The organism is Kribbella sp. NPDC050124, from assembly GCF_044460355.1.
Taxonomy (GTDB): Bacteria; Actinomycetota; Actinomycetes; order Propionibacteriales; family Kribbellaceae; genus Kribbella.
Genome location: NZ_JBITJU010000002.1, coordinates 320,135 through 338,726 on the forward strand (window position 1 = coordinate 320,135; position 18,592 = coordinate 338,726).

14 protein-coding genes and 1 pseudogene are annotated in these 18,592 nt (G+C 69.0%); 11 read left to right on the forward strand and 4 right to left on the reverse strand.

The features are described 5' to 3' along the window. Positions 1-12 precede the first annotated feature (12 nt). Positions 13-111, forward strand: a pseudogene (locus tag ACIBL3_RS08405) (DUF2613 family protein); the annotation flags it as partial. On the opposite strand, the gene ACIBL3_RS08410 reads toward ACIBL3_RS08405, so the two are convergent. Next, positions 65-1,249 (reverse strand): glycosyltransferase family 4 protein, encoded by a 1,185-nt coding sequence (locus ACIBL3_RS08410; RefSeq protein WP_396352597.1) that lies wholly within the window; start codon positions 1,247-1,249, stop codon positions 65-67. The pseudogene ACIBL3_RS08405 and the gene ACIBL3_RS08410 overlap by 47 nt on opposite strands. Positions 1,250-1,365: 116 nt before the next feature. Here ACIBL3_RS08410 and ACIBL3_RS08415 point away from each other — a divergent pair, with 116 nt between their 5' ends. Further along, positions 1,366-2,112, forward strand: a complete 747-nt coding sequence (locus ACIBL3_RS08415) for a class I SAM-dependent methyltransferase (RefSeq protein ID WP_396352598.1) — start codon at positions 1,366-1,368, stop codon at positions 2,110-2,112. Continuing rightward, entirely contained in the window at positions 2,109-6,182 is a 4,074-nt protein-coding gene (locus ACIBL3_RS08420) for an alpha-(1->3)-arabinofuranosyltransferase (protein WP_396352599.1), read from the forward strand. The genes ACIBL3_RS08415 and ACIBL3_RS08420 overlap by 4 nt, the downstream gene beginning before the upstream one ends. On the opposite strand, the gene ACIBL3_RS08425 is transcribed toward ACIBL3_RS08420, so the two are convergent. Together ACIBL3_RS08425 and ACIBL3_RS08430 are read right to left on the reverse strand one after the other, a co-directional pair. Then, positions 6,071-7,291, reverse strand: a complete 1,221-nt coding sequence (locus ACIBL3_RS08425; RefSeq protein ID WP_396352600.1) for an acyltransferase family protein — start codon at positions 7,289-7,291, stop codon at positions 6,071-6,073. The two genes, ACIBL3_RS08420 and ACIBL3_RS08425, sit on opposite strands and share 112 nt — an antisense overlap. Continuing rightward, positions 7,288-9,048 carry a hypothetical protein gene (locus tag ACIBL3_RS08430; RefSeq protein WP_396352601.1) on the reverse strand — a complete coding sequence of 587 codons (1,761 nt, stop codon included), beginning with the start codon at positions 9,046-9,048 and terminating at the stop codon, positions 7,288-7,290. The genes ACIBL3_RS08425 and ACIBL3_RS08430 overlap by 4 nt, the downstream gene beginning before the upstream one ends. A gap of 111 nt (positions 9,049-9,159) precedes the next feature. Here ACIBL3_RS08430 and ACIBL3_RS08435 point away from each other — a divergent pair, with 111 nt between their 5' ends. Beyond that, positions 9,160-10,263, forward strand: a complete 1,104-nt coding sequence (locus tag ACIBL3_RS08435) for a DUF3068 domain-containing protein (RefSeq protein ID WP_396352602.1) — start codon at positions 9,160-9,162, stop codon at positions 10,261-10,263. On the opposite strand, the gene ACIBL3_RS08440 is transcribed toward ACIBL3_RS08435, so the two are convergent. Continuing rightward, positions 10,222-11,013 (reverse strand): class I SAM-dependent methyltransferase, encoded by a 792-nt coding sequence (locus tag ACIBL3_RS08440; protein WP_396352603.1) that lies wholly within the window; start codon positions 11,011-11,013, stop codon positions 10,222-10,224. The genes ACIBL3_RS08435 and ACIBL3_RS08440 overlap by 42 nt on opposite strands. A gap of 42 nt (positions 11,014-11,055) precedes the next feature. On the opposite strand from ACIBL3_RS08440, the gene ACIBL3_RS08445 reads away from it, so the two are divergent. The 7 genes from ACIBL3_RS08445 (at position 11,056) to ACIBL3_RS08475 (ending at position 18,574) form a co-directional block, all read left to right on the forward strand. Further along, a complete protein-coding gene (locus ACIBL3_RS08445; protein WP_396352604.1) occupies positions 11,056-11,946 on the forward strand; it encodes a phosphotransferase family protein in 891 nt (296 codons plus the stop codon). Positions 11,947-12,197: 251 nt separating this feature from the next. After that, on the forward strand, positions 12,198-13,676 hold the full coding sequence (gene rpsA / locus ACIBL3_RS08450) for a 30S ribosomal protein S1 (protein WP_396352605.1): 1,479 nt from the start codon (positions 12,198-12,200) through the stop codon (positions 13,674-13,676). 149 nt (positions 13,677-13,825) lie between these two features. Beyond that, complete coding sequence (gene coaE / locus ACIBL3_RS08455) at positions 13,826-14,422, forward strand: dephospho-CoA kinase (RefSeq protein ID WP_396352606.1); 597 nt, start codon at positions 13,826-13,828, stop codon at positions 14,420-14,422. A gap of 175 nt (positions 14,423-14,597) precedes the next feature. Next, positions 14,598-15,803, forward strand: coding sequence for a PrsW family intramembrane metalloprotease (locus ACIBL3_RS08460; RefSeq protein WP_396352607.1), 1,206 nt, complete (start codon positions 14,598-14,600; stop codon positions 15,801-15,803). Then, complete coding sequence (locus ACIBL3_RS08465; protein WP_396352608.1) at positions 15,800-16,870, forward strand: hypothetical protein; 1,071 nt, start codon at positions 15,800-15,802, stop codon at positions 16,868-16,870. The genes ACIBL3_RS08460 and ACIBL3_RS08465 overlap by 4 nt, the downstream gene beginning before the upstream one ends. Then, positions 16,867-17,745, forward strand: coding sequence for a hypothetical protein (locus ACIBL3_RS08470; RefSeq protein ID WP_396352609.1), 879 nt, complete (start codon positions 16,867-16,869; stop codon positions 17,743-17,745). The genes ACIBL3_RS08465 and ACIBL3_RS08470 overlap by 4 nt, the downstream gene beginning before the upstream one ends. A gap of 34 nt (positions 17,746-17,779) precedes the next feature. Then, complete coding sequence (locus ACIBL3_RS08475) at positions 17,780-18,574, forward strand: hypothetical protein (protein WP_396352610.1); 795 nt, start codon at positions 17,780-17,782, stop codon at positions 18,572-18,574. Positions 18,575-18,592 lie beyond the last annotated feature (18 nt).

An 18,592-nucleotide genomic window follows, 5' to 3' on the forward strand; every position in this document is an offset into this window, starting at 1 on the left:
GGGACACGCTTCATGGGATCACTGATCGGTGCGGCCATCGCCGTCTTCGCGGGCCTGGCGGTGGCTACGACCACGGTTGTCGGGGTCGTGCAATCGGTGCAGGACGACCCGCAGCCGCCGGCGGGACAGACGCAGGGACAGGCTGACGTTCCGGTCGTGGGGTACGGCCAGAAGTAGTCAGCAGCCGATCGAAGGCCAGTGCGGTCGCTTCCCAGGTGAACCTGCCCGCACTGGCTGCCGCTCCCTCGGACAACCGCCGCCGCAGCTGCACGTTCTGCAGCAGCTCGATGATCGCCGCGGTGAACTCCTCAGGGTCGTCCACCAGCACGCCTGAGACCCCGTCGTGCACCGACTCGGTCGGACCACCCGCACTCCGGTAGGCCACCGTCGGCACACCGTGTCCGGCAGCCTCGCCGACGACGAGGCCCCAGCCCTCTTTGAGGCTCGGCAGTGCCTGGACCCACGCCTCGTCGTACGCCGCGTGCTTGTCGTCCTCGCTGACGTGACCGACGAACTTCACGGCGTCCTGCAGTCCGCGCTCGACGACGTACGCCTTCAGCGAGTCCTCCCACCAGCCCGAGCCGACCACGACCAGTCGCGCGCCGGGCAGCACCTTGCGTGCCTCGGCGATCGCGTCGACGGCGTGCTCGACCTGCTTGTGCGGGACGATCCGGCCGACGCACACCACTGTCGGTACGGCGGCCTGCGGTCGCTGCCGTGGTGGCGCCGGGTCGGTGCCGTTGTGGATCACGTCGATGCTCTGTACGCCAAGGCCGGCCAGCTCGTCGCGAGAGGCCGCCGACACGGTCACGTAGCGGCAGTCGTCGTACAGGCGTGGTGCGGCGACTGACTCGAGCCACCAGCCCAGTCGGCCGCGCCAGCCCGGGTACACGACCTGCCACTGCTCTTGGTGGACGTGATGCACGAGTACGACGACGCCGGTACGACGTACGAGACGGGTAAAGAATGGGAGTCCGTTCTGCACGTCGATCACGTGGTCGGGGCGGCGCAGCCAGGTGTGCAGCAGCCCGCGGAGGTACACCGTGACCTTGGTGCCGCGGTACAGGTACCGCACGTCGTCCCGCCGCGACTCCCGTGGACTGCCCGGGTAGGCCGCGCAGAGCACGGTCACTCGCCAGCCCAGTGCCGCAAGGCCTCTTGCCACCTCCTCGACGTACCGCTCGGAGCCTCCGCCCTCTGGGTTGGTCGTGTCCCGCCAGTTCAGCAACAGCACGCTCTGTGCACGCACTTGATGAGCCCCACCCTCCGGTAACCTCCCCCGAGGTAATGGGGCCGGACGTTACCAAGGAGTAACGATGTCCGCCAGACCTCGGGAGATCCGTTAATGTCCCGCCTGTGCCAGTGATGACGAGTGCCACAGCGAACAGCGCGTGGACAGCCGACCTCGGTCGCGCCGTCCGGCTGTTCCGGGCGTTCGGGGTCGAGCAGACGGACCCGGATCATTTCTACGGAACGCTGGCCGCGGACTCGGTCGGCCAGCTCTGCCAGTACGTCGACCTGCGCGGCTCGCTGATGCTGGACGTCGGCGGTGGTCCCGGGTACTTCGCCGACGCGTTCCGGGAGGCGGGAGCGACGTACTACGCGATCGACTCCGACCTCGGTGAGTTGAGCGGTCGCGGGGAGCCGGAGCCGGGCACTGTGCTCGGCAGCGGCATGGCACTGCCGGTCGCCGATGCTTCGGTCGACATCTGCTTCTCGTCCAACGTGCTGGAGCACGTGCCCGACCCGTGGCTGATGGCCGACGAGATGGTCCGCGTCACCAAGCCGGGTGGCACGGTATTCCTGTCGTACACCGGCTGGTGGGGCCCGCACGGCGGCCACGAGACCGCGCCGTGGCACTACCTCGGTGGACACCGAGCCGCCCGTCGCTATGAGCGGATCAAAGGCCACCCGCCGAAGAACCGTTTCGGCGAGTCGCTCTACCCGATCACCGTCGCCGGCGGACTGCGCTGGGCCCGCGCCTGCCCTGAGGCGGACCTGATCGCCGCGGCGCCGAGGTACCACCCGCGCTGGGCGTACGGCGTACTCGCGCTGCCGGGGGTGCGTGAAGTCGTGACCTGGAACCTCGTCCTGGTGCTCCGGCGGCGATGAAGCGGCTGAAGGCAGGCAGCACGGAGCAGGTGGTCTGGCGAGCGCGGCTCGTGCTGGGCTGCTTGGTCCTGATTGCCCTGTGCTTCCACCAGGCACCGGGCAAGATCGTCCCGGACACCAAGCTCGACCTCACTGCCGGGCCGGGCGGCTTCCTGGCGCGTTCGCTGCACCTGTGGGACCCGCAGGGCGCGTTCGGGCAACTGCAGAACCAGGCCTACGGCTACCTGCTGCCGATGGGACCCTTCCACTGGCTGCTGGACTCGCTGTCGGTGCCCGACTGGGTGACGCAACGACTGTGGTGGTCCGTCGTCCTGTGCGTCGCGTTCCTCGGGGTGTGGAAGGTCTGCAACGCCCTCGACTACGGCGTGCCCTGGACTCGCTTTGCCGCTGCGCTGCTGTACGCACTGAGCCCGCGCATGCTCGGCGAAGTGTCGATCACCTCGATCGAGGTGTGGCCGATGGCGATGGCGCCATGGGTGCTGCTGCCGCTGGTGACGCCGCGGGCGCGCTCGGGCTGGTGGCGGGTCGGCTGGTCCGCTGTGGCGTTCGCACTGGTCGGCGGAGTCAACGCAGTCGCCACTGGCGCGACGCTCGTACTCCCAGCGCTCTGGTTGATCACGCGGCGGCTGGATCGGTCGACGCTGAAGGTAGTGGTCGGCTGGCTGGGCTGTGTGGCCGCCGTGTCGGTCTGGTGGCTCGTGCCACTCGTGCTGCTCGGCCGGTACAGCCCGCCGTTCCTGGACTGGATCGAGGACGCCGCCGTGACGACCGGGACGGCGAGTGTCTTCGAGTCCTTCCGGGGTACGTCGCAGTGGCTCAACTTCCTGACCGGCGCCGGAGGACCCAGCTGGCCGGCGGGCTGGCTGTACGTCACTCAGCCGATGCTGATCCTTACGACCGCAGTGATCGCTCTGCTGGGCCTGGTCGGCCTGGCGATGGGGTCGCTGAAGCACCGCGGCTTCCTGCAGCTCTCGTTCGTCGTCGGCCTCCTCCTGGTGACCCTCGGCCACGCTGGTACGGCCGGCTCGCCCCTGGCGCCGCAGCTGCATGACCTGCTGGACGGACCGCTCGCTGCGCTCCGCAACACACACAAGTTCGAGCTAGTCGTACGGCTGCCACTGACCCTCGCAGCGGCCCACGCGATGAGCAGGCTGGCGGTGTGGGCGACTGCTCGAGGACTCCACCGCCGGGTCGTCCCAGTGCTGGTCGGGTGCGTGATCGTGTCGGTCGCAGCGCCGGCGGTCTTCGGTCAGCTGCCCAGACCTGAGGGGTACGACGCCATCCCCGCGCACTGGCGTGAAGCCGCGACCTGGCTCGACAGCCAGACGACCAGCGGCAGTGTCCTCGTCGTACCGGCCGCGTCGTTTGCTGATTTCACCTGGGGCTCGACCAAGGACGAGCCGTTCCAGGCGTTGCTGAAGCGACCCATGGCCGTGCGGGACGCCGTACCACTGGGGTCTGCGGGTGCGACGCGGTGGCTGGACGAGGTCGAGCGGCGCCTCGGCACTGGCGTCGGCGACCAGACGCTGCGGCAGGCACTGACCCGCGCCGGAGTCCGGTACGTCGTCGTGCGCAACGACCTCCGGTTCGACGCGCAGGTGACGCCGACTGTGGCCGTCCACGAGAGCCTGGACGAGTCAGGCATCAAGCGGGTGGCCGACTTCGGACCGGCGACCGGCAGCGCCATCGAGCAACCCGGTGTGACTCTCGACGGACACACCCGGCTGCCGTACGCGGCGGTGGAGATCTATGACGTCGGTGACACGAGTGCAGCCCGCCTGATCCCGCAGTCGCAGCTCGTGGAGGTCCGCGGCGCAGCCGAGGACGTTCCGACCGCGCTGACCGCGCTTGGCGGCGACCGCGGCGCCGTGACCACGTCTGACGCCGCTGGCAAGCTCACGGGCCTGCCGCTGATCCAGACCGACGGCATGCAGCGTCGCGAGGTGTCGGTCGGTCGGCCGGCGGAGAACTACTCGCCTGTCCTCGCCGCATCGGAAGCGGGTCGCCAGGGCCGCCGCACCCTCGGGTACGACGTCGGCCCGGCAGCACCTAGTACGACGCGCACATGGGCCGGTGGCGTGGTCGACGTGCGAGCATCGTCGTCGGCGGCAGATGCTGACGCCACCCTGCGCACCGGGTCCGGCAACGGACCGGCCGCGGCCGTCGACGGGGATCCGTCGAGTCGCTGGATCTCCGGCACGTTCGGGCGCAGCAGCGGGGAGTGGCTGGAGCTGACGTTCCCGTCGCCGCGGTCGGTGCACGGGCTCAAGGTCCAGTTCTCGCTGGCGCCGCCGACCACCGAGCCGGTCCGGACGCTGCAGATCGAAACCGACGCGGGCTCGCTGACCTCGGTGGCGACCGGGTCGAGCGAACCGCAGAACATCCCGGTGCCGCCGGGCAACACCCGGCGGCTGCGGCTCAGTGTCGGCATCACGGACGGCCAAAACCCGAATGGCGTGTCCATCGCCGAGGTGAGCCTGCCCGGGATGCTCGCGGTCAGTCGGCTGCAGGTGCCGTCGGAGGACCGTCAGCCGAGCGCTCTGGTGTTCAGGAACCAGCAGCTCGGCCGGTCCGCCTGTCTGCACGTGGCCACGCGGCCGCTGTGTCGGCAGAGCGTCGCCAAGGACTCCGAGGAGCCGACGGGGATTCAGCGGAGCGTGGAGCTGCCGACGAGCGCGTCGTACCAACTGCAGGGGACCGCGCTGCCTAAGGACGGGGCAGCCCTCGAAGGCATGCTCGCCGTACGGGGAGCCATCACCGCCAGTGCCTCGTCGCGAGCTGTCACGGCGCCGGAGGGGCGGCCGGGCGCCGCGGTGGACCGTGACCTCGGCACCGGCTGGGTCGCGGACCCGTCGGACACGCGGCCGTCGCTGACCCTGCGGTTGCCAGTAGCAAGGAAGCTGAGCGGCCTGCAGTTCCTCACCGACCCGTACCTCACCGCGTCGCAGCCGGCCGAGGTCATGCTCCGGTTCGACGGTGGACCGTCGGTCGCGGCCAAGGTCGACGCGGAGGGGTACGTGCGGTTCACCGCTCGGACCGCTCGGACCGTCCAGTTGACGTTCACCAGCACCAGACCGCTGGTCGACTTCGACTCCGCGACTGGCTACGCGAACAACGCACCGGTCGGCGTGGCAGAGGTCCGGGTGCTGGGCGCTGACGACCTGCGCAAGGAACTCGACCTGGACGCCCAGACCGGCGCCTTCTGCGGGTACGGGCCCGGTGTGCGGCTGGACGGCGTACCTGCGGACACGCAGGTGAAGGCCACGGTGCGGGACATGCTGCAACGGCGGCCGGTGACGTTCACGACGTGCGGGAAGGACAGCACGGTCACCCTGCAGGCCGGACGGCACAACGTCGACGTCCTGGCCGGCGGTGGCTTTGTGCCGATCGAGGCGACCTGGTCCAGGGCGGGCTTCGGCAACGTGTCGAAGTCGCCGGTGCAGTCTGTGGACGTGTGGCGAGCGAACCCGGCCGAGCTGACCGTCGAGGTGCCGGCTGCGGAGGAGCCGTCGGTGCTGACCATCGCGCAGAACTACAACGAGGGTTGGGAAGCGTACGACAGCACCGGGCGCAAGCTCACGCCGATCCGGGTCGGCGGCTGGCAGCAGGGCTGGGTGCTGCCGGAGGGCCCCGAGCAGGTGGTCACCGCGCGGTTCATGCCCGACCGCACCTACCGGGCCGGCCTGCTGGTCGGACTACTCGCTCTGCTGTCGGTGCTCGCGATGGCGTTGTTCTTCCGGCGCAGGTCTCGGCACTCCGGGCACCGACTGCGGGAAGGTCGCTACATCGGCCCCTGGGCCGCTGGAGCAGTCGGGCTCACCGCAGGTGCGTTCATGTCCGGCTGGATCGGCGTAGTGGCCGTCCTCGTCGCAGCAGCCGCCGCCTGGTTCCTGTCAGGCTGGCGGGTCATCGCCGTTGCTGCCGGTCTGGTCCTGATCGGGGCGCTGGTCGCTGCGCTTCAGCCGTGGCCGGACGGGGGAGCGGGACTCACTTCCGGAGTCGTCCAGGCGTCGGTCTTGTTCGGCTGTGCGCTGGTGCTCTTGTCCCGGCCGACCGGTGAGACGTCGTAGTCCTTGTCCCGCCGCCCGAGCCGCATGATCGGGCGTTCCATCCCGTAGTAGCTCGCGGCCGCGACGGCAGCCGACACCACCAGCGTCGGGAAGAACAGCAGCGCGAACTTCCCGCTGAACAAGGTGTAGTCGGTGACCTGCTCCACGACAATCAGCACGATCACGTGGTACACGAAGACGCCGTACGAGATGTCACCGGCGATGTGACCGACTCTGCCGCCGAGCACCCGGGCAGTCCGCGCTGTCGGGTTCAGCGCCGGGAACAGCACGCAGGCAGCGATCCCTGTGTAGAGGATGCTCTTCACGAAGGCCTGGCCGGGGGTCGGGGAGGACAGGTTGTACGGCCCGGCCACGGGGGACGCTGCGACGACCAGTAGCGCGACAGCGACGCCCCAGACCGTGCCGGGGATCTTGGTGAGAGTGTCCAGCGCGGACGGGCCGAGCCGTCCGCTGCTACGGGCCACCTGCCACAGCGCGAACCCCATGCCGACTGCGAACCATCCGACGTACCCAGGCAGCCAGAGGCCCGCTCGAGCGTGCTCAGTCGCGTTGACGCCGGCCATCCACACCGGACCTATCAGGGTGAACGCACCGAGTACGGCGAGCCGCCAGCGGACACTGCGTCGAGTGGGACGCTCGTACCCGGTCAGGAGCTTCGCGAGCACCGGCAGCAGCAGGTAGAACGCGACCTCGGTCGCCAGGCTCCAGATCTGCGTGAGCCCGTCCGCCGCGATGCCGTCGAAGTAGATCTGAGTGAGCGTGGCGTGCTGCAGGTACGTCGTCCACGCCACGCCGTCCTTGTGCGGGACGAGGATGGCCGCCAGCACCACGGCGACCCACAGTGCGGGCAGGATCCGGAGTGCGCGGTTACGCAGGTACGGCAAGGTCAGCGGCGGCAGTGTGCCCTCGAACCACGCCACCACGTGTGGCCGGTACAGCAGGAACCCGGAGATCGCGAAGAAGATCGCCACCCCGACGTCGAGCCGCGCCAGCAGCCCCGCAAACGGCCCGTTCAGCGAAGCGCCACTGTGAAACCCGACATGCGTCGTCACCACCGCGAGCGCCCCGACAGCCCGCAGCCCGTCGAGCGCCGGGAATCTCTGTCTCATCTGGGCAGTCCGATCTCGAGGTTCTCCACACACAGGTTCGTCGCGGGATCGGAGGAGCGTAGCCGAACCTCCATGGCGGCGATTCGCCGCGACGGACCGAAGTACATGGTGCCGACTCCCGCGGGCCACCTCGCGGCCGGCAGGCTCGCCACGGCGCCCGCGGCGTCGACCAGCTCGATCGAGACGTCGTTCTCGCGGTTCGAGAAGTACGCCGCCTTGACGAACCAGTTCGCGGTCGCGACCTCGTTCCACGTCGGCGCCAACGCTATGGTGAGCGGTTCGGTGCCGTGGAGCAGCAGGTTGCAGAAGGGGTTGCTGCGCGATGCCGGTTCGCCGCGCGACCACACCGCGAACTGAGCGGGCCTGACCTTCCCGGTTTCGTCCACCAGCAGCGGCTCGCTGCCCGGCTGCTGCGACCGGAACGGGATCCTGGCCATCCGCAGCACCTGCGACAACCGGCTGTCCTGCATGAGCGCGGTGCCGATCGAAGGCGGCAGGGCCGTGTCCCAGAGGTTCACGTTCGGGCCGGCTCGGTCCAGGTCGGCGGTGACGTTCGCGAAGTACGGTTTCGCCGGGTTCGTCGCCCATGTCCTGGCAAAGCCGGCGTCGGACACCACGACACCGGCCAGCAAGGCGCCCAACGCCACGACCGGCACGAGACGGGGGAGCCGCACTGACTTGGCGCTCAGGATGACGGCCAGCGTCAGCGGGATCGAGAGATCGGACCAGTAGTGGTAGTGCACGGTGAAGACGGTGCCGAAGACCGAGAACCGCCCGTAGGACACGAGCACCACCGTGACGAGCACGTAGCTGAGGACGGACGCCCAGAGCAGCAGCGCACGCCGATCGTGCCGCCATGCTGCCAACAGGAGTACGGCGGCCATCAGCCCACCGACCAGGAGCGCCCCGGCGCCCGGATCGGCGAAGCTGAACGGCTGCCCGCTCTCCGCCCACGTCCAAGGTCCACCGGCCAGGGCGGACAACGGCACCTTGAAGCCGCGCGCGGTGAGCTCCAGCAACTGTCCGGCGGGGACCCGGCCGCGGGACGGGTTGCCATGGGTCAGGTAGAGGGCGCCGAAGGCAACTACCGCCGTGGTGAGCGCGGCGGCGAACGGCCAGGTACGGCGGAGCCACGGACGGACCGGCTCCTCGCGGAGATAGAGCGCCAGCGCGACGACCGTGAACAGGATCAGCGCGGACTTCTCCCAGCAGGCAAGGGAGACGAGCAGGGCCACTGGTCCGTAGGCGAGGGCCCGGCGACGGCCGTCGTACCAGTCGATGGTTGCGTGCAGCAACAGCAAGCCGAAGACGTGCGCGGACAGGTTGTTCACGCCACTGGACAGCGACATGAACGACGGCATGCTCAGCGGGGTCAGCGCGTAGATCAGGGTGCCGGCGACGACCCACCAGGACGGGCCGAGGAGGCGGAGCAGCAGGCGGCCCATCAGGAAGATCGCGACGGCCTGCATCAGCACCCGCCAGGCAACGGTGAGGTCGTGGTTCAGCGGCGCGACCTCGGCGAAGACCGCGTAGACGAACCGCAGGCCGGGCGCGATGTGGTCGTTGACCGGTGTGAGAAGCTCGGCCGGCGCGAATCCACGGCTGCCCTGGACCAGGAACTCGAGGTCGTCACTGAGCCAGGAACCTCGGCGCGCGAGCACGCCGAGGACCGCCGTTTGGACGACGGCGATCGCTACGACAAGGCCCTTGAGCACCGATGTCTCGGGTGCCGTCGGCAGGCCGGTGATCCCCCTCATGCGGCGCGACTATATGTCAGTTCGGACACCGGCGGATTTTGTACACTCTGCCGTCTTCTCAAGATCGCTACCCGCTGGTAGCGTCCCGCGGACAGACCGGGAGGGGAAGCAGTGGGGACTCGTAGTCGAGCGACGTTGATCGGGCTCGGAGTGTTCTTCGTGGGCGTGGCCGCGCTGGCCAAGTTCTACGCCTATCCAGCGCTGGCCGTGGCACCGGCGGACCAGGTTGCGCACACGGTGTCGGCCGGGCCGGACGCGACGATCTTCAGCATCGCTGAGCTGAAGGAGAAGCCAGGGGTCGAGTTGGAGGCCCGGCGGACCGTCCGCGGTGACGTGGTCGCGGCCGAGAAGATCAGCAAGGCGCTGAACCGCAAGGTCGTCGTGTTCGACACCGCCGTGGTGACCGACGACTCCAAGAACTACCAGTTCCCCGACGACGCCTCGAAGACCGCGGACCTGCCGCTGAGCTTCGTGCAGGAGCGGGTCGTGCTGGACGCGCACACCGGTGAGGCGGTGCGCTGGAACCCGTCGGGTGACGACAACAGCGGCGAGTACATCGCGACCACGATCGAGAAGGCGGACCGGCTCCGGCCCGACCCGAACAGCCCGCTGTTCAAGGGACACGAGGGCCTGGTGCTGAAGTTCCCGTTCGGCACCGAGAAGACGACGTACCAGTTCTGGGACAGCACGCTGCGCAAGGCGTTCCCGATCCACTACAAGAAGACCGACACGCTCAAGGGACTCAAGGTCTACGTCTTCGAGCAGGAGGTGCCCAAGCAGGAGGTGCCGCTGGCGAAGCCGCTGCTGGTGCCGGGCAACCTGGTCGACGAGCCGGGTCGCGACTCGGTCGAGGTGCAGCGCACGTACCGCAACACCCGGACCATCTGGGTCGAGCCGATCACCGGAGCGATCATCAAGGGCCGGGAGCAGCAGAACGCCACCATCGCCTACAACGGCGAGGACAAGCTGACCGCGACCCAGGTGACGATCGAGTACGACGACGCGACCGTGACGAAGAACGTGAAGGGCGCGGTCGAGAACGACGTCGCCGAGGGCGGCTACCAGTCGAAGGCGTTCCAGCTGAACCTGATCGGCTTCTGGGTGCCGCTGGTGGCGCTGATTCTCGGGCTGCTGATGTTCGCGGCGGTCGCGTTCTTCCAGCTGCGGCCGCGTTCAGAGCCGGTGAGCGGACCAGATGGCGGTGCCGGGGACTAAGGGACCGCGGTCGGGCCCCCAGCCACCCCAGACCAGGTCGTGGCCGGCGGGCCACTCCGGCTCCAGCAGATCGTCGACGACAAAGCCGGCTGTCGTGAGCGCGCGGATCCAGTCGCCGGTCGTCCGGTGGTGCTCGGCGTAGACCGGCGTACCGGTGCCGTCGACCTCGACGTACGGCGTGCGGTCGAAGTACGAGTGCGTGATGCGTAGGCCGGACGGCGACGGGTCGTCCGGCATGGTCCACCGGAACGGATGGGTCACCGAGAACACCAGCAGACCGCCTGGCTTGAGAGTCCTGGCGATCTCGTGGAGCGCGGTGCCCGCGTCGGCCACGAACGGCAGGGCTCCGAAGGCCGAGCAGACGATGTCGAAGCTGGCATCCCGGTACGGCAGGGCCGTCGCGTCCGCGGCGACGGTCCGTACGGCGGTGCCGGTCCGGGCATCGAGTTGCCGGGCGATCCGCAACTGCTCGATCGAGATGTCGAAGGCAACCACATCGGCGCCCTGCCCGACGAGCCAGCGCGAGCATTGGGCACCACCGCAGCCGACTTCGAGGATCCGCTTGTTCCGCACCGGGCCGAGCAGACGGGCGTGCTCCTCGTCGACCCCCTCCGGGCACCAGACGAAGCGGTCGTCCCCGAGGAACTCGCCGTGCTCCGCGAGGTACTCCTTCGCCGCGGAGTCCCAGTAGGTGCGGCTGGCTCGTGACGTCTGGGATTCGGTCAGCTCGACTCTGCGCGGCTCGGCCACGTCGTCAGATTACGCGCCGGCCGGTTTGGCAGGATCGCGGGTATGAGTGACTTCGCGGCCAGTGCGGTGCCGTTGACGGGCGGGTACGGCGGGCAGACGTATGCGGTCAGTGCGGCGGGGGAGGACGCCGTACTGAAGTTGTATGTGAAGGATCCTGACCGGGCTGCGGTTGATGCGGCGTTGCTCCAGCTTGTGCGGGGGCTGCTGCCGGTGCCGCGGATTCTGGATGCGAAGCGGGAGGGGTCGGCGGAGGATCCGCCGTACGTGCTGACCGAACGGCTGCCGGGGGTGAACCTGCAGGCCTACCTGGAGACGGCGGGCGCCGAGGAGCGGCGGCGGGTCGGTGAGCAGCTGGGGGAGTTGCTGGTCCGGCTGAGCGGGATGCCGTTCCTCACGTTCGGGATGTTCCGCGGCAGCGACCTGGCCGTGGAGCCGTTCGGGTCCGGTGACCTGGAGGCGTACTTCGACAGTCTCGACCTGGGGTTCGACCAGGAGCGGGTCGCAGGCTTCCGGCAGGTCCTCGAGTACGCCGGTGACGTGCTCGCCGACGGGGTCGATCGGGTGTGCCTGGTGCACAGCGACTTCAACCCGAAGAACCTGCTGGTGGACCCGGCGAGCGCGCGGATCACCGGGCTGATCGACTGGGAGTTCGCGCACGCCGGGTCGCCGTACACGGATCTGGGAAGCCTTTTCCGGTTCTGCCAGGACCCGGTGCTCGCGGGGGCGGTGCTGAGCGAGGTCCGGGGGAGCGGGCTGGACCTGGGCGCGCCGCTGGTGGACCTCGGCCGGGCGGCGGATCTGTGGGCGCTGCTGGAACTCGCCGGACGGTCCACGGAGCACGAGATCGCGGCGGCCGCGCACGACCTGGTTGCTCGGATGGCGGACACGAGTACGCTCGCCGGAGGACGACCCGCCCTGGACGTCGTACATTGAGATGAATGGCACGTCGGGACACCTCGGCGGGCGGCCGGTCGGCACCGGGTGCCCCAGGTTGTGCTGCCTTCGTCAAGACCGGTATTCTGTGATGTGCGCTATGGGCCCGCGCGACCTCGGACGGAGCAGGCTCGTGCTCGCAGCAGCTCGGTGGTGAATCTGTGCTCTTCAGGCAATCCAGCGGTTTGGTGCGATCCAACGGTTCATGACGCAACCGCACGACACCACCAGTCCACGGAGCAACCCACCACATGACGGCCAGCATCGAGGCACCTCTCGACCCCGCAGTGCGCAACACCCCGCAGGTAGCGGTCAATGACATCGGGTCGGAGGAAGACTTCCTCGCGGCGATCGATCAGACCATCAAGTACTTCAACGACGGCGACATCGTCGAGGGCACCATCGTCAAGGTCGACCGGGACGAGGTCCTGCTCGACATCGGTTACAAGACCGAAGGCGTCATCCCCTCCCGCGAGCTGTCGATCAAGCACGACGTCGACCCGAACGAGGTCGTCAACGTCGGCGACCACGTCGAGGCCCTCGTTCTCCAGAAGGAGGACAAGGAAGGCCGTCTGATCCTCTCCAAGAAGCGTGCCCAGTACGAGAAGGCCTGGGGCACGATCGAGAAGATCAAGGAAGAGGACGGCGTCGTCACCGGAACCGTCATCGAGGTCGTCAAGGGTGGTCTCATCCTGGACATCGGCCTGCGCGGCTTCCTGCCGGCCTCCCTCGTCGAGATGCGCCGGGTCCGCGACCTCCAGCCGTACGTCGGCCAGGAGATCGAGGCCAAGATCATCGAGCTGGACAAGAACCGCAACAACGTGGTCCTGTCCCGCCGGGCGTGGCTGGAGCAGACGCAGTCCGAGGTGCGGATGAACTTCCTCACCCAGCTGCAGAAGGGCCAGATCCGCAAGGGTGTCGTCTCCTCGATCGTCAACTTCGGCGCGTTCGTGGACCTCGGCGGCGTCGACGGTCTGGTGCACGTGTCGGAGCTGTCCTGGAAGCACATCGACCACCCGACCGAGGTCGTCGAGGTCGGCCAGGAGGTCACCGTCGAGGTGCTGGACGTCGACATGGACCGCGAGCGCGTCTCGCTGTCGCTGAAGGCGACCCAGGAAGACCCGTGGCAGCAGTTCGCCCGGACCCACCAGATGGGCCAGATCGTGCCCGGCAAGGTCACCAAGCTGGTTCCGTTCGGTGCGTTCGTCCGCGTGGAGGAGGGCATCGAGGGCCTGGTGCACATCTCCGAGCTGGCCGAGCGGCACGTCGAGATCCCGGAGCAGGTCGTCCAGGTCAACGACGACGTCATGGTCAAGATCATCGACATCGACCTGGAGCGGCGCCGGATCTCGCTGTCGCTCAAGCAGGCCAACGAGGGTGTCGACCCGGTCTCGGACGACTTCGACCCGACGCTGTACGGCATGACCGCGACGTACGACGACCAGGGCAACTACGTCTACCCCGAGGGCTTCGACCCGGAGACCGGCGAGTGGCTCGAGGGCTTCGACAAGCAGCGTGAGGAGTGGGAGCGGCAGTACGCCGAGGCCCACGCGCGCTGGGAGGCCCACAAGAAGCAGATCGAGGAGGCCAAGACGGCCGACGTCGAGGCCGGCGAGGCGTCGACGTACTCCTCCGCCGCGGCTCCGAAGGACGACGCTCCCGTCGAGGGTGCGCTCGCTTCCGACGAGGCGCTGCAGGCCCTCCGCGAGAAGCTGACCGGCCAGGGCTGACCCCCGGCCCCGCACGACCCGAGGCCCCCGCATCCCCGTACTGGGTGCGGGGGTCTCGCACGTCCACCCCCACCCCCCGACTTTGTGCACCGGTCTTCCGTTTCGCGGCGCTCGAAGTACTCGAGCGGTGCACAAAGTAGGGTGCAGGCGTGCTGAGAGTGGGACTGACCGGCGGGATCGGGTCCGGGAAGAGCGCGGTGTCGGCGCGGTTGGCTGCGCGCGGGGCGGTGGTGATCGACTCCGACGTACTGGCGTGCGAGGTGGTCGCCAAGGGCGCCGACGGGTTGGCCGAGGTGGTCGAGGTGTTCGGCGACGGCGTACTGACTCCGGACGGCGAGCTGGACCGGCCGGCGGTCGGGCGGATCGTGTTCGGCGACGAGGCGGCCCGGCGGAAGCTGGAGGCGATCATCCACCCGCGGGTCCGGGCGCGGGCGGCCGAGATCGAGGCGGGCGCGCCGGACGGCGCGGTGGTGGTGCACGACATCCCGCTGCTGATCGAGACCGGCCAGGCGGACAAGTTCGACGTCCTGCTGATCGTCGACGTACCCGTCGAGGTGCAGGTCGAGCGGCTCACCGCCCAGCGCGGGATGTCCGAGGCGGAAGCAAAGCAGCGGATCGCCAGCCAGGCGTCGCGGGAGCAGCGGCTGGCCGCGGCCGACGTCGTCGTTGACAACTCAGGCAGTCTCGAGGATCTGGACCGGCGCCTCGGCGAGGTGTGGGAAGAGTTACAGACCCGCGTCGGCTGATCGTGCTTGCTGCATAGGGCACAGTCCGGACACGAATCCGTGACCCCTGCGCGGTAAATGATGAATCCTGGCCGGCCTGTACAAGAATCTGTCCCGGTCCGGCCCAGGTAACTGGGTCGCGAGCACCGCCGGCGCGCCCCGCGCCGGTCCGGACGTCCGAGGTTGGGAGGATGGCGTGGTCTGTCCGCGCTGCAACTCAGACGTCCCCGAGGTGTCGCACTTCTGCCACCACTGTGGCAACGACGTGCGCTCCGGGGACGCCGAGCGGAAGAAGGCGTACGCCGCCAGACCGGATGAGCCGGTGGCGTCGTTCCGGCTGGTCTCGACGATCATGCCGCAGGGCTCGGGCAAGCAGCCCTACACGTACAAGGTCGCCTTGGGTGTGGCGCTGCTGCTGACCGTGATCACGGCCGCGCTCGGCGCGCTGCCGGTGGCGATCATGGTGGCCGCCTTCTCCATCCCGATCGTCTACATCCTCTACCTGTACGACGTGAACCTCTGGGAGGACGAGCCGATCCCGGTCGTCGCGGCGGCGTTCGTGCTGACCGGCGTCCTGGCCGCGGTCTTCACCTGGCTGTGGTCGGACAAGCTCGCGCTGACGATCGACACGATCGGCGGCACCGACGCCGGCCCGGCGCTGCGCGACCTGCTGATCCTGCTCCTGCTGGTGCCGGTCGTGTCGGAGCTGATCCGGCAGATCGGCCCGCTCTACCTGGCCTCACGGCCGCGGTACGACGACCTGATGGACGGCTTCACGTTCGGCGTGGTGGCCGGTGTCGGGTTCGCCTGCTTCGAGACCCTGGTGCTGCACTGGGGCTGGATCAGCGGCGGCTTCGCCGGACCGGGCAGCAGCGCCGGCACCTGGATCTCGATCGTGGTGCTGCACGGGTTCATCAAGCCGCTGATCTACGGATCCGCGACCGGCCTCGCCGCCGCCGAGTTCTCCGGCCTGGGCGAGGGGTACGACGGGTTCACGCCGCGCTGGGTGGCCGGAGTCATCCAGGCGATCCTGGTCAACGCGCTCTTCCAGGGCGGGGTCTACCTGCTCGGGTTCGTCGGCGGCCACGGGTCGACGGTCGGCTCGATCCTCGGTGTGGTCTGGGGCCTGTTGCTGCTCGGCGCGCTGATCATCCGGGTCCGCTCGGTGCTGCACAAGGGCCTGCTCGAGGCGGCGCTGGAGGCGGCCGCGCGCGGCGGTTCCAACCACGCGTCCGGTGACCTGGCATTCTGCTCGCGCTGTGAGATGCCGCTGCTGCCGCACTCCGACTTCTGCTCCGCCTGCGGCAACTCGGTGCGATCCGTGCCGAAGTCCGCCCGCGGCGTGGCAGCGCCGGTTGGTGCAGGTGGGTACGAGGCGACGACCGGGGAGACGCAGGCATGAGCAACCAGCAACCGCCCTACGGACAGGGCGGCCAAGGGCAGCAGCCGTACGGCGGCCAGCCGGGCTACGGGCAACAGCCGGGCTACGGGCAACAGCCGGGCTACGGGCAACAGCCGGCACAGCAGCCCGGTGGTCAGCCTGGCTACGGGCAGCCGGGGCAGCAGCAGCCGGGTCAGCAGCCTGGGTATGGGCAGCAGCCGGGGCAGCAGCAGCCTGGGTACGGGCGGCCGCAGCAGGCTCCACCGGGATACGGTCAGCCGGGTCAGCCGCCGTACCAGGGCCAGCAGCCGGGGCAGCAGCAGTACCCCGGTCAGCAGCAGTACCCGGGGCGGCAACAGCAGTACCCGGGTCAGCAGGGCTACCAGCAGCAAGGGTACGGCCAGCAACAGCAGCAGTGGGGTCAGTACGGCGGCCAGCCTCCGCGGGGTAAGAGTGGTGGCAACAAGATCCTGTACCTGGCCGGCGGTGCACTGGCCGTCGTCGCGGTGATCGGTGTCGTCCTGGCGCTGATCTTCGGCCGCGGTGACGAGAAGGAGGCGGCCCCGAACCCGGAGCCGACCACCACCAGCACCGAGAACCCGTCGCCGTCGCCGGAGCCGGCCAACACCGACGAGGGCATCGAGGTCGGCGAGGGCGTCTTCGTGAAGCCGCAGCCCGGCTACATCCGCAAGAGCCTGGACAACTTCAAGGGCGTCTACCTGCTCAAGCAGGGCGAGGCGTACTTCATGGTGAACGTGGTCAAGGCCGAGGGTGAGAGCACCTCGACGATGCTGCCGGCGCTGCTGAAGGCCGAGACCAAGGGCCTGTCCAACGTCAAGACGAACACGCCGCGGGAGACCAAGCCGGGTGCGGACGACAAGACTCCGGTCAAGGTCGTCACCACGCAGAGCTACTCGGCGGTCGCGACCACGCAGAACGGCAGCCTGCAGGTGGTCGGTTTCGTCGGTGTCGTCGAGCGCGAGGACGGCGTGATCACGCTGATCCGGGTGTACGCGCGCAAGGACAAGGTCGCGACGGCCGAGGCGGACACCACCAAGATGCTGCAGTCGGTGGTCAAGAGCCAGTGAACGGCAAGCGCGACAAGGGTTCCGGCGGGGGCAACCCCTGGGTCAACCAGCCGGGACCCGACCTCGACGAGGCGGCAGCTGCGAAGGAGTCGGAGCTGCCGCCCTCGCCGTGGGACCTCGAGGTTCCGCCGCCGCCCAGCCCGTGGACGGACGCGCAGGGATCCGGGTCCGGACCGGCCACGGAGACCAGCTCGGCGTGGGGCGAGAAGGTCGGACCGCCCTCGCTGCGCCGGCCGCCGCCGGAGAAGAAGGGCCCGCGGATCCCGCAGCTGCTGCTCCCGATCGGGGCCGGCCTGATCGTGGTCGTGCTGGTCGCGGTGGCGCTGGTGCTGCTGTCCGGCGGTGACGACACCGACCAGCCGCCGGCACAGTCACCCGCACCGACGGCCAGTACGCCGGTGACGTCGTACGCGCCGCCCGCGAACGCGCTCCAGGTCGGGTTCGGCGTGTCCGTCGTACCGGTGGAGGGCTGGAGCCTGCTGGAGAAGGAGACGCAGGGCAAGGAGCTCGTGACGTACGCGCCGAACGGCGAGCCGCGGGCGTTCTTCTGGGTCCGGCAGAAGCAGAACGTGACCGCGCAGGCGTACCTGCTGGCGATCGTCGAGGGCGAGACCGAGAACGAGATCGCCCAGCTCGGGAACACCCGGAACCTGCCGTGCCCGAAGGACGTCTTGGAAGAGTGCGTCGCGATCAGCTACACCTCCACCGCCAAGGACAAGGCAGGGCAGGACGTGAAGGTGCAGGGCTATGTCGAGGTGTACCGGCGCAAGGACAACGTGGCCACCGCCCTGGACTTCCGCACCAGGGTCGACTTCGCCCAGAAGGCCGAAGCGGACGCCGAGACCATGAAGAAGTCGGTGCTCGACAGCTTGTGATGACCACATCGATGACACACCGCGAGGAACAGGTATGAGTCAGCAGTACGGGCCGCCCCCGGGACCGCCACCCGCCCCTTCTGCCGGCGGCTGGGGCCAGGCCCCGAACGCCGCGGGTCCCGGTGGACCCGGTGGCTGGGGGACCGGACCGCAGCGGCCGCAGCAGCGGAAGTCGAACCGGTCGCAGTGGATCATCATGGGCGGCGCGGTGCTGGCCGTCATCCTGGTCGCGGTCGGCGTGGTCCTCTTGGTCACCGGCGGGGACGACCCGAAGCCGACCGCGCAGGACACGCCGAACCCGAGCGGCACCATGTACACGCCGCCGACGCCGACCAAGCCGGTGATCACCAAGGGCCCGAACGACACCGGCGTCGAGGTCGGCGGCGGGATCTGGTTCACCCCGGCCCGCGGCTGGCTGCCGGACTGGGACAAGTCGAAGGGCGGGAAGAACTACATCCTGCAGCAGTTCAACGCGCGCGGGCTGATCGACGGGTACTACTGGGTCCGGCAGACCGAGCTGTACGACGCCAAGGGCTTCGCGGAGCACCTGGTCGACATCGAGTCGAACGACATGAAGAACGTCAAGATCGGCAAGGGCGTGACCTGCAAGCCGGCCAACGAGGCGATCAAGGCCTGCTACGCGCTCACCTACAGCGGCATCTGGGTGGCCAAGAACGGCCGGCAGATCAAGATGCAGGGCTTCGTGACCGCCTACCAGGACCAGTTCGACAAGGTCACCGCGACCGACGCGGCGCTGGAGACCCGGGTCTACAAGCGGCGGGTCGGGGAGCTGATCTACATGAACAACACCCTGGTCAAGAGCTTCTGAACAGCGTCTGACCTGGGG

Coding starts and splice junctions, on each gene's coding strand:
- ACIBL3_RS08465 (WP_396352608.1), top strand. CDS start 15,800: ATGAGCAACCAGCAACCGCCCTACGGACAGGGCGGCCAAGGGCAGCAG.
- ACIBL3_RS08430 (WP_396352601.1), bottom strand. CDS start 9,048: ATGAGGGGGATCACCGGCCTGCCGACGGCACCCGAGACATCGGTGCTC.
- rpsA (WP_396352605.1), top strand. CDS start 12,198: ATGACGGCCAGCATCGAGGCACCTCTCGACCCCGCAGTGCGCAACACC.
- ACIBL3_RS08415 (WP_396352598.1), top strand. CDS start 1,366: ATGACGAGTGCCACAGCGAACAGCGCGTGGACAGCCGACCTCGGTCGC.
- ACIBL3_RS08445 (WP_396352604.1), top strand. CDS start 11,056: ATGAGTGACTTCGCGGCCAGTGCGGTGCCGTTGACGGGCGGGTACGGC.
- ACIBL3_RS08420 (WP_396352599.1), top strand. CDS start 2,109: ATGAAGCGGCTGAAGGCAGGCAGCACGGAGCAGGTGGTCTGGCGAGCG.
- ACIBL3_RS08475 (WP_396352610.1), top strand. CDS start 17,780: ATGAGTCAGCAGTACGGGCCGCCCCCGGGACCGCCACCCGCCCCTTCT.
- ACIBL3_RS08425 (WP_396352600.1), bottom strand. CDS start 7,291: ATGAGACAGAGATTCCCGGCGCTCGACGGGCTGCGGGCTGTCGGGGCG.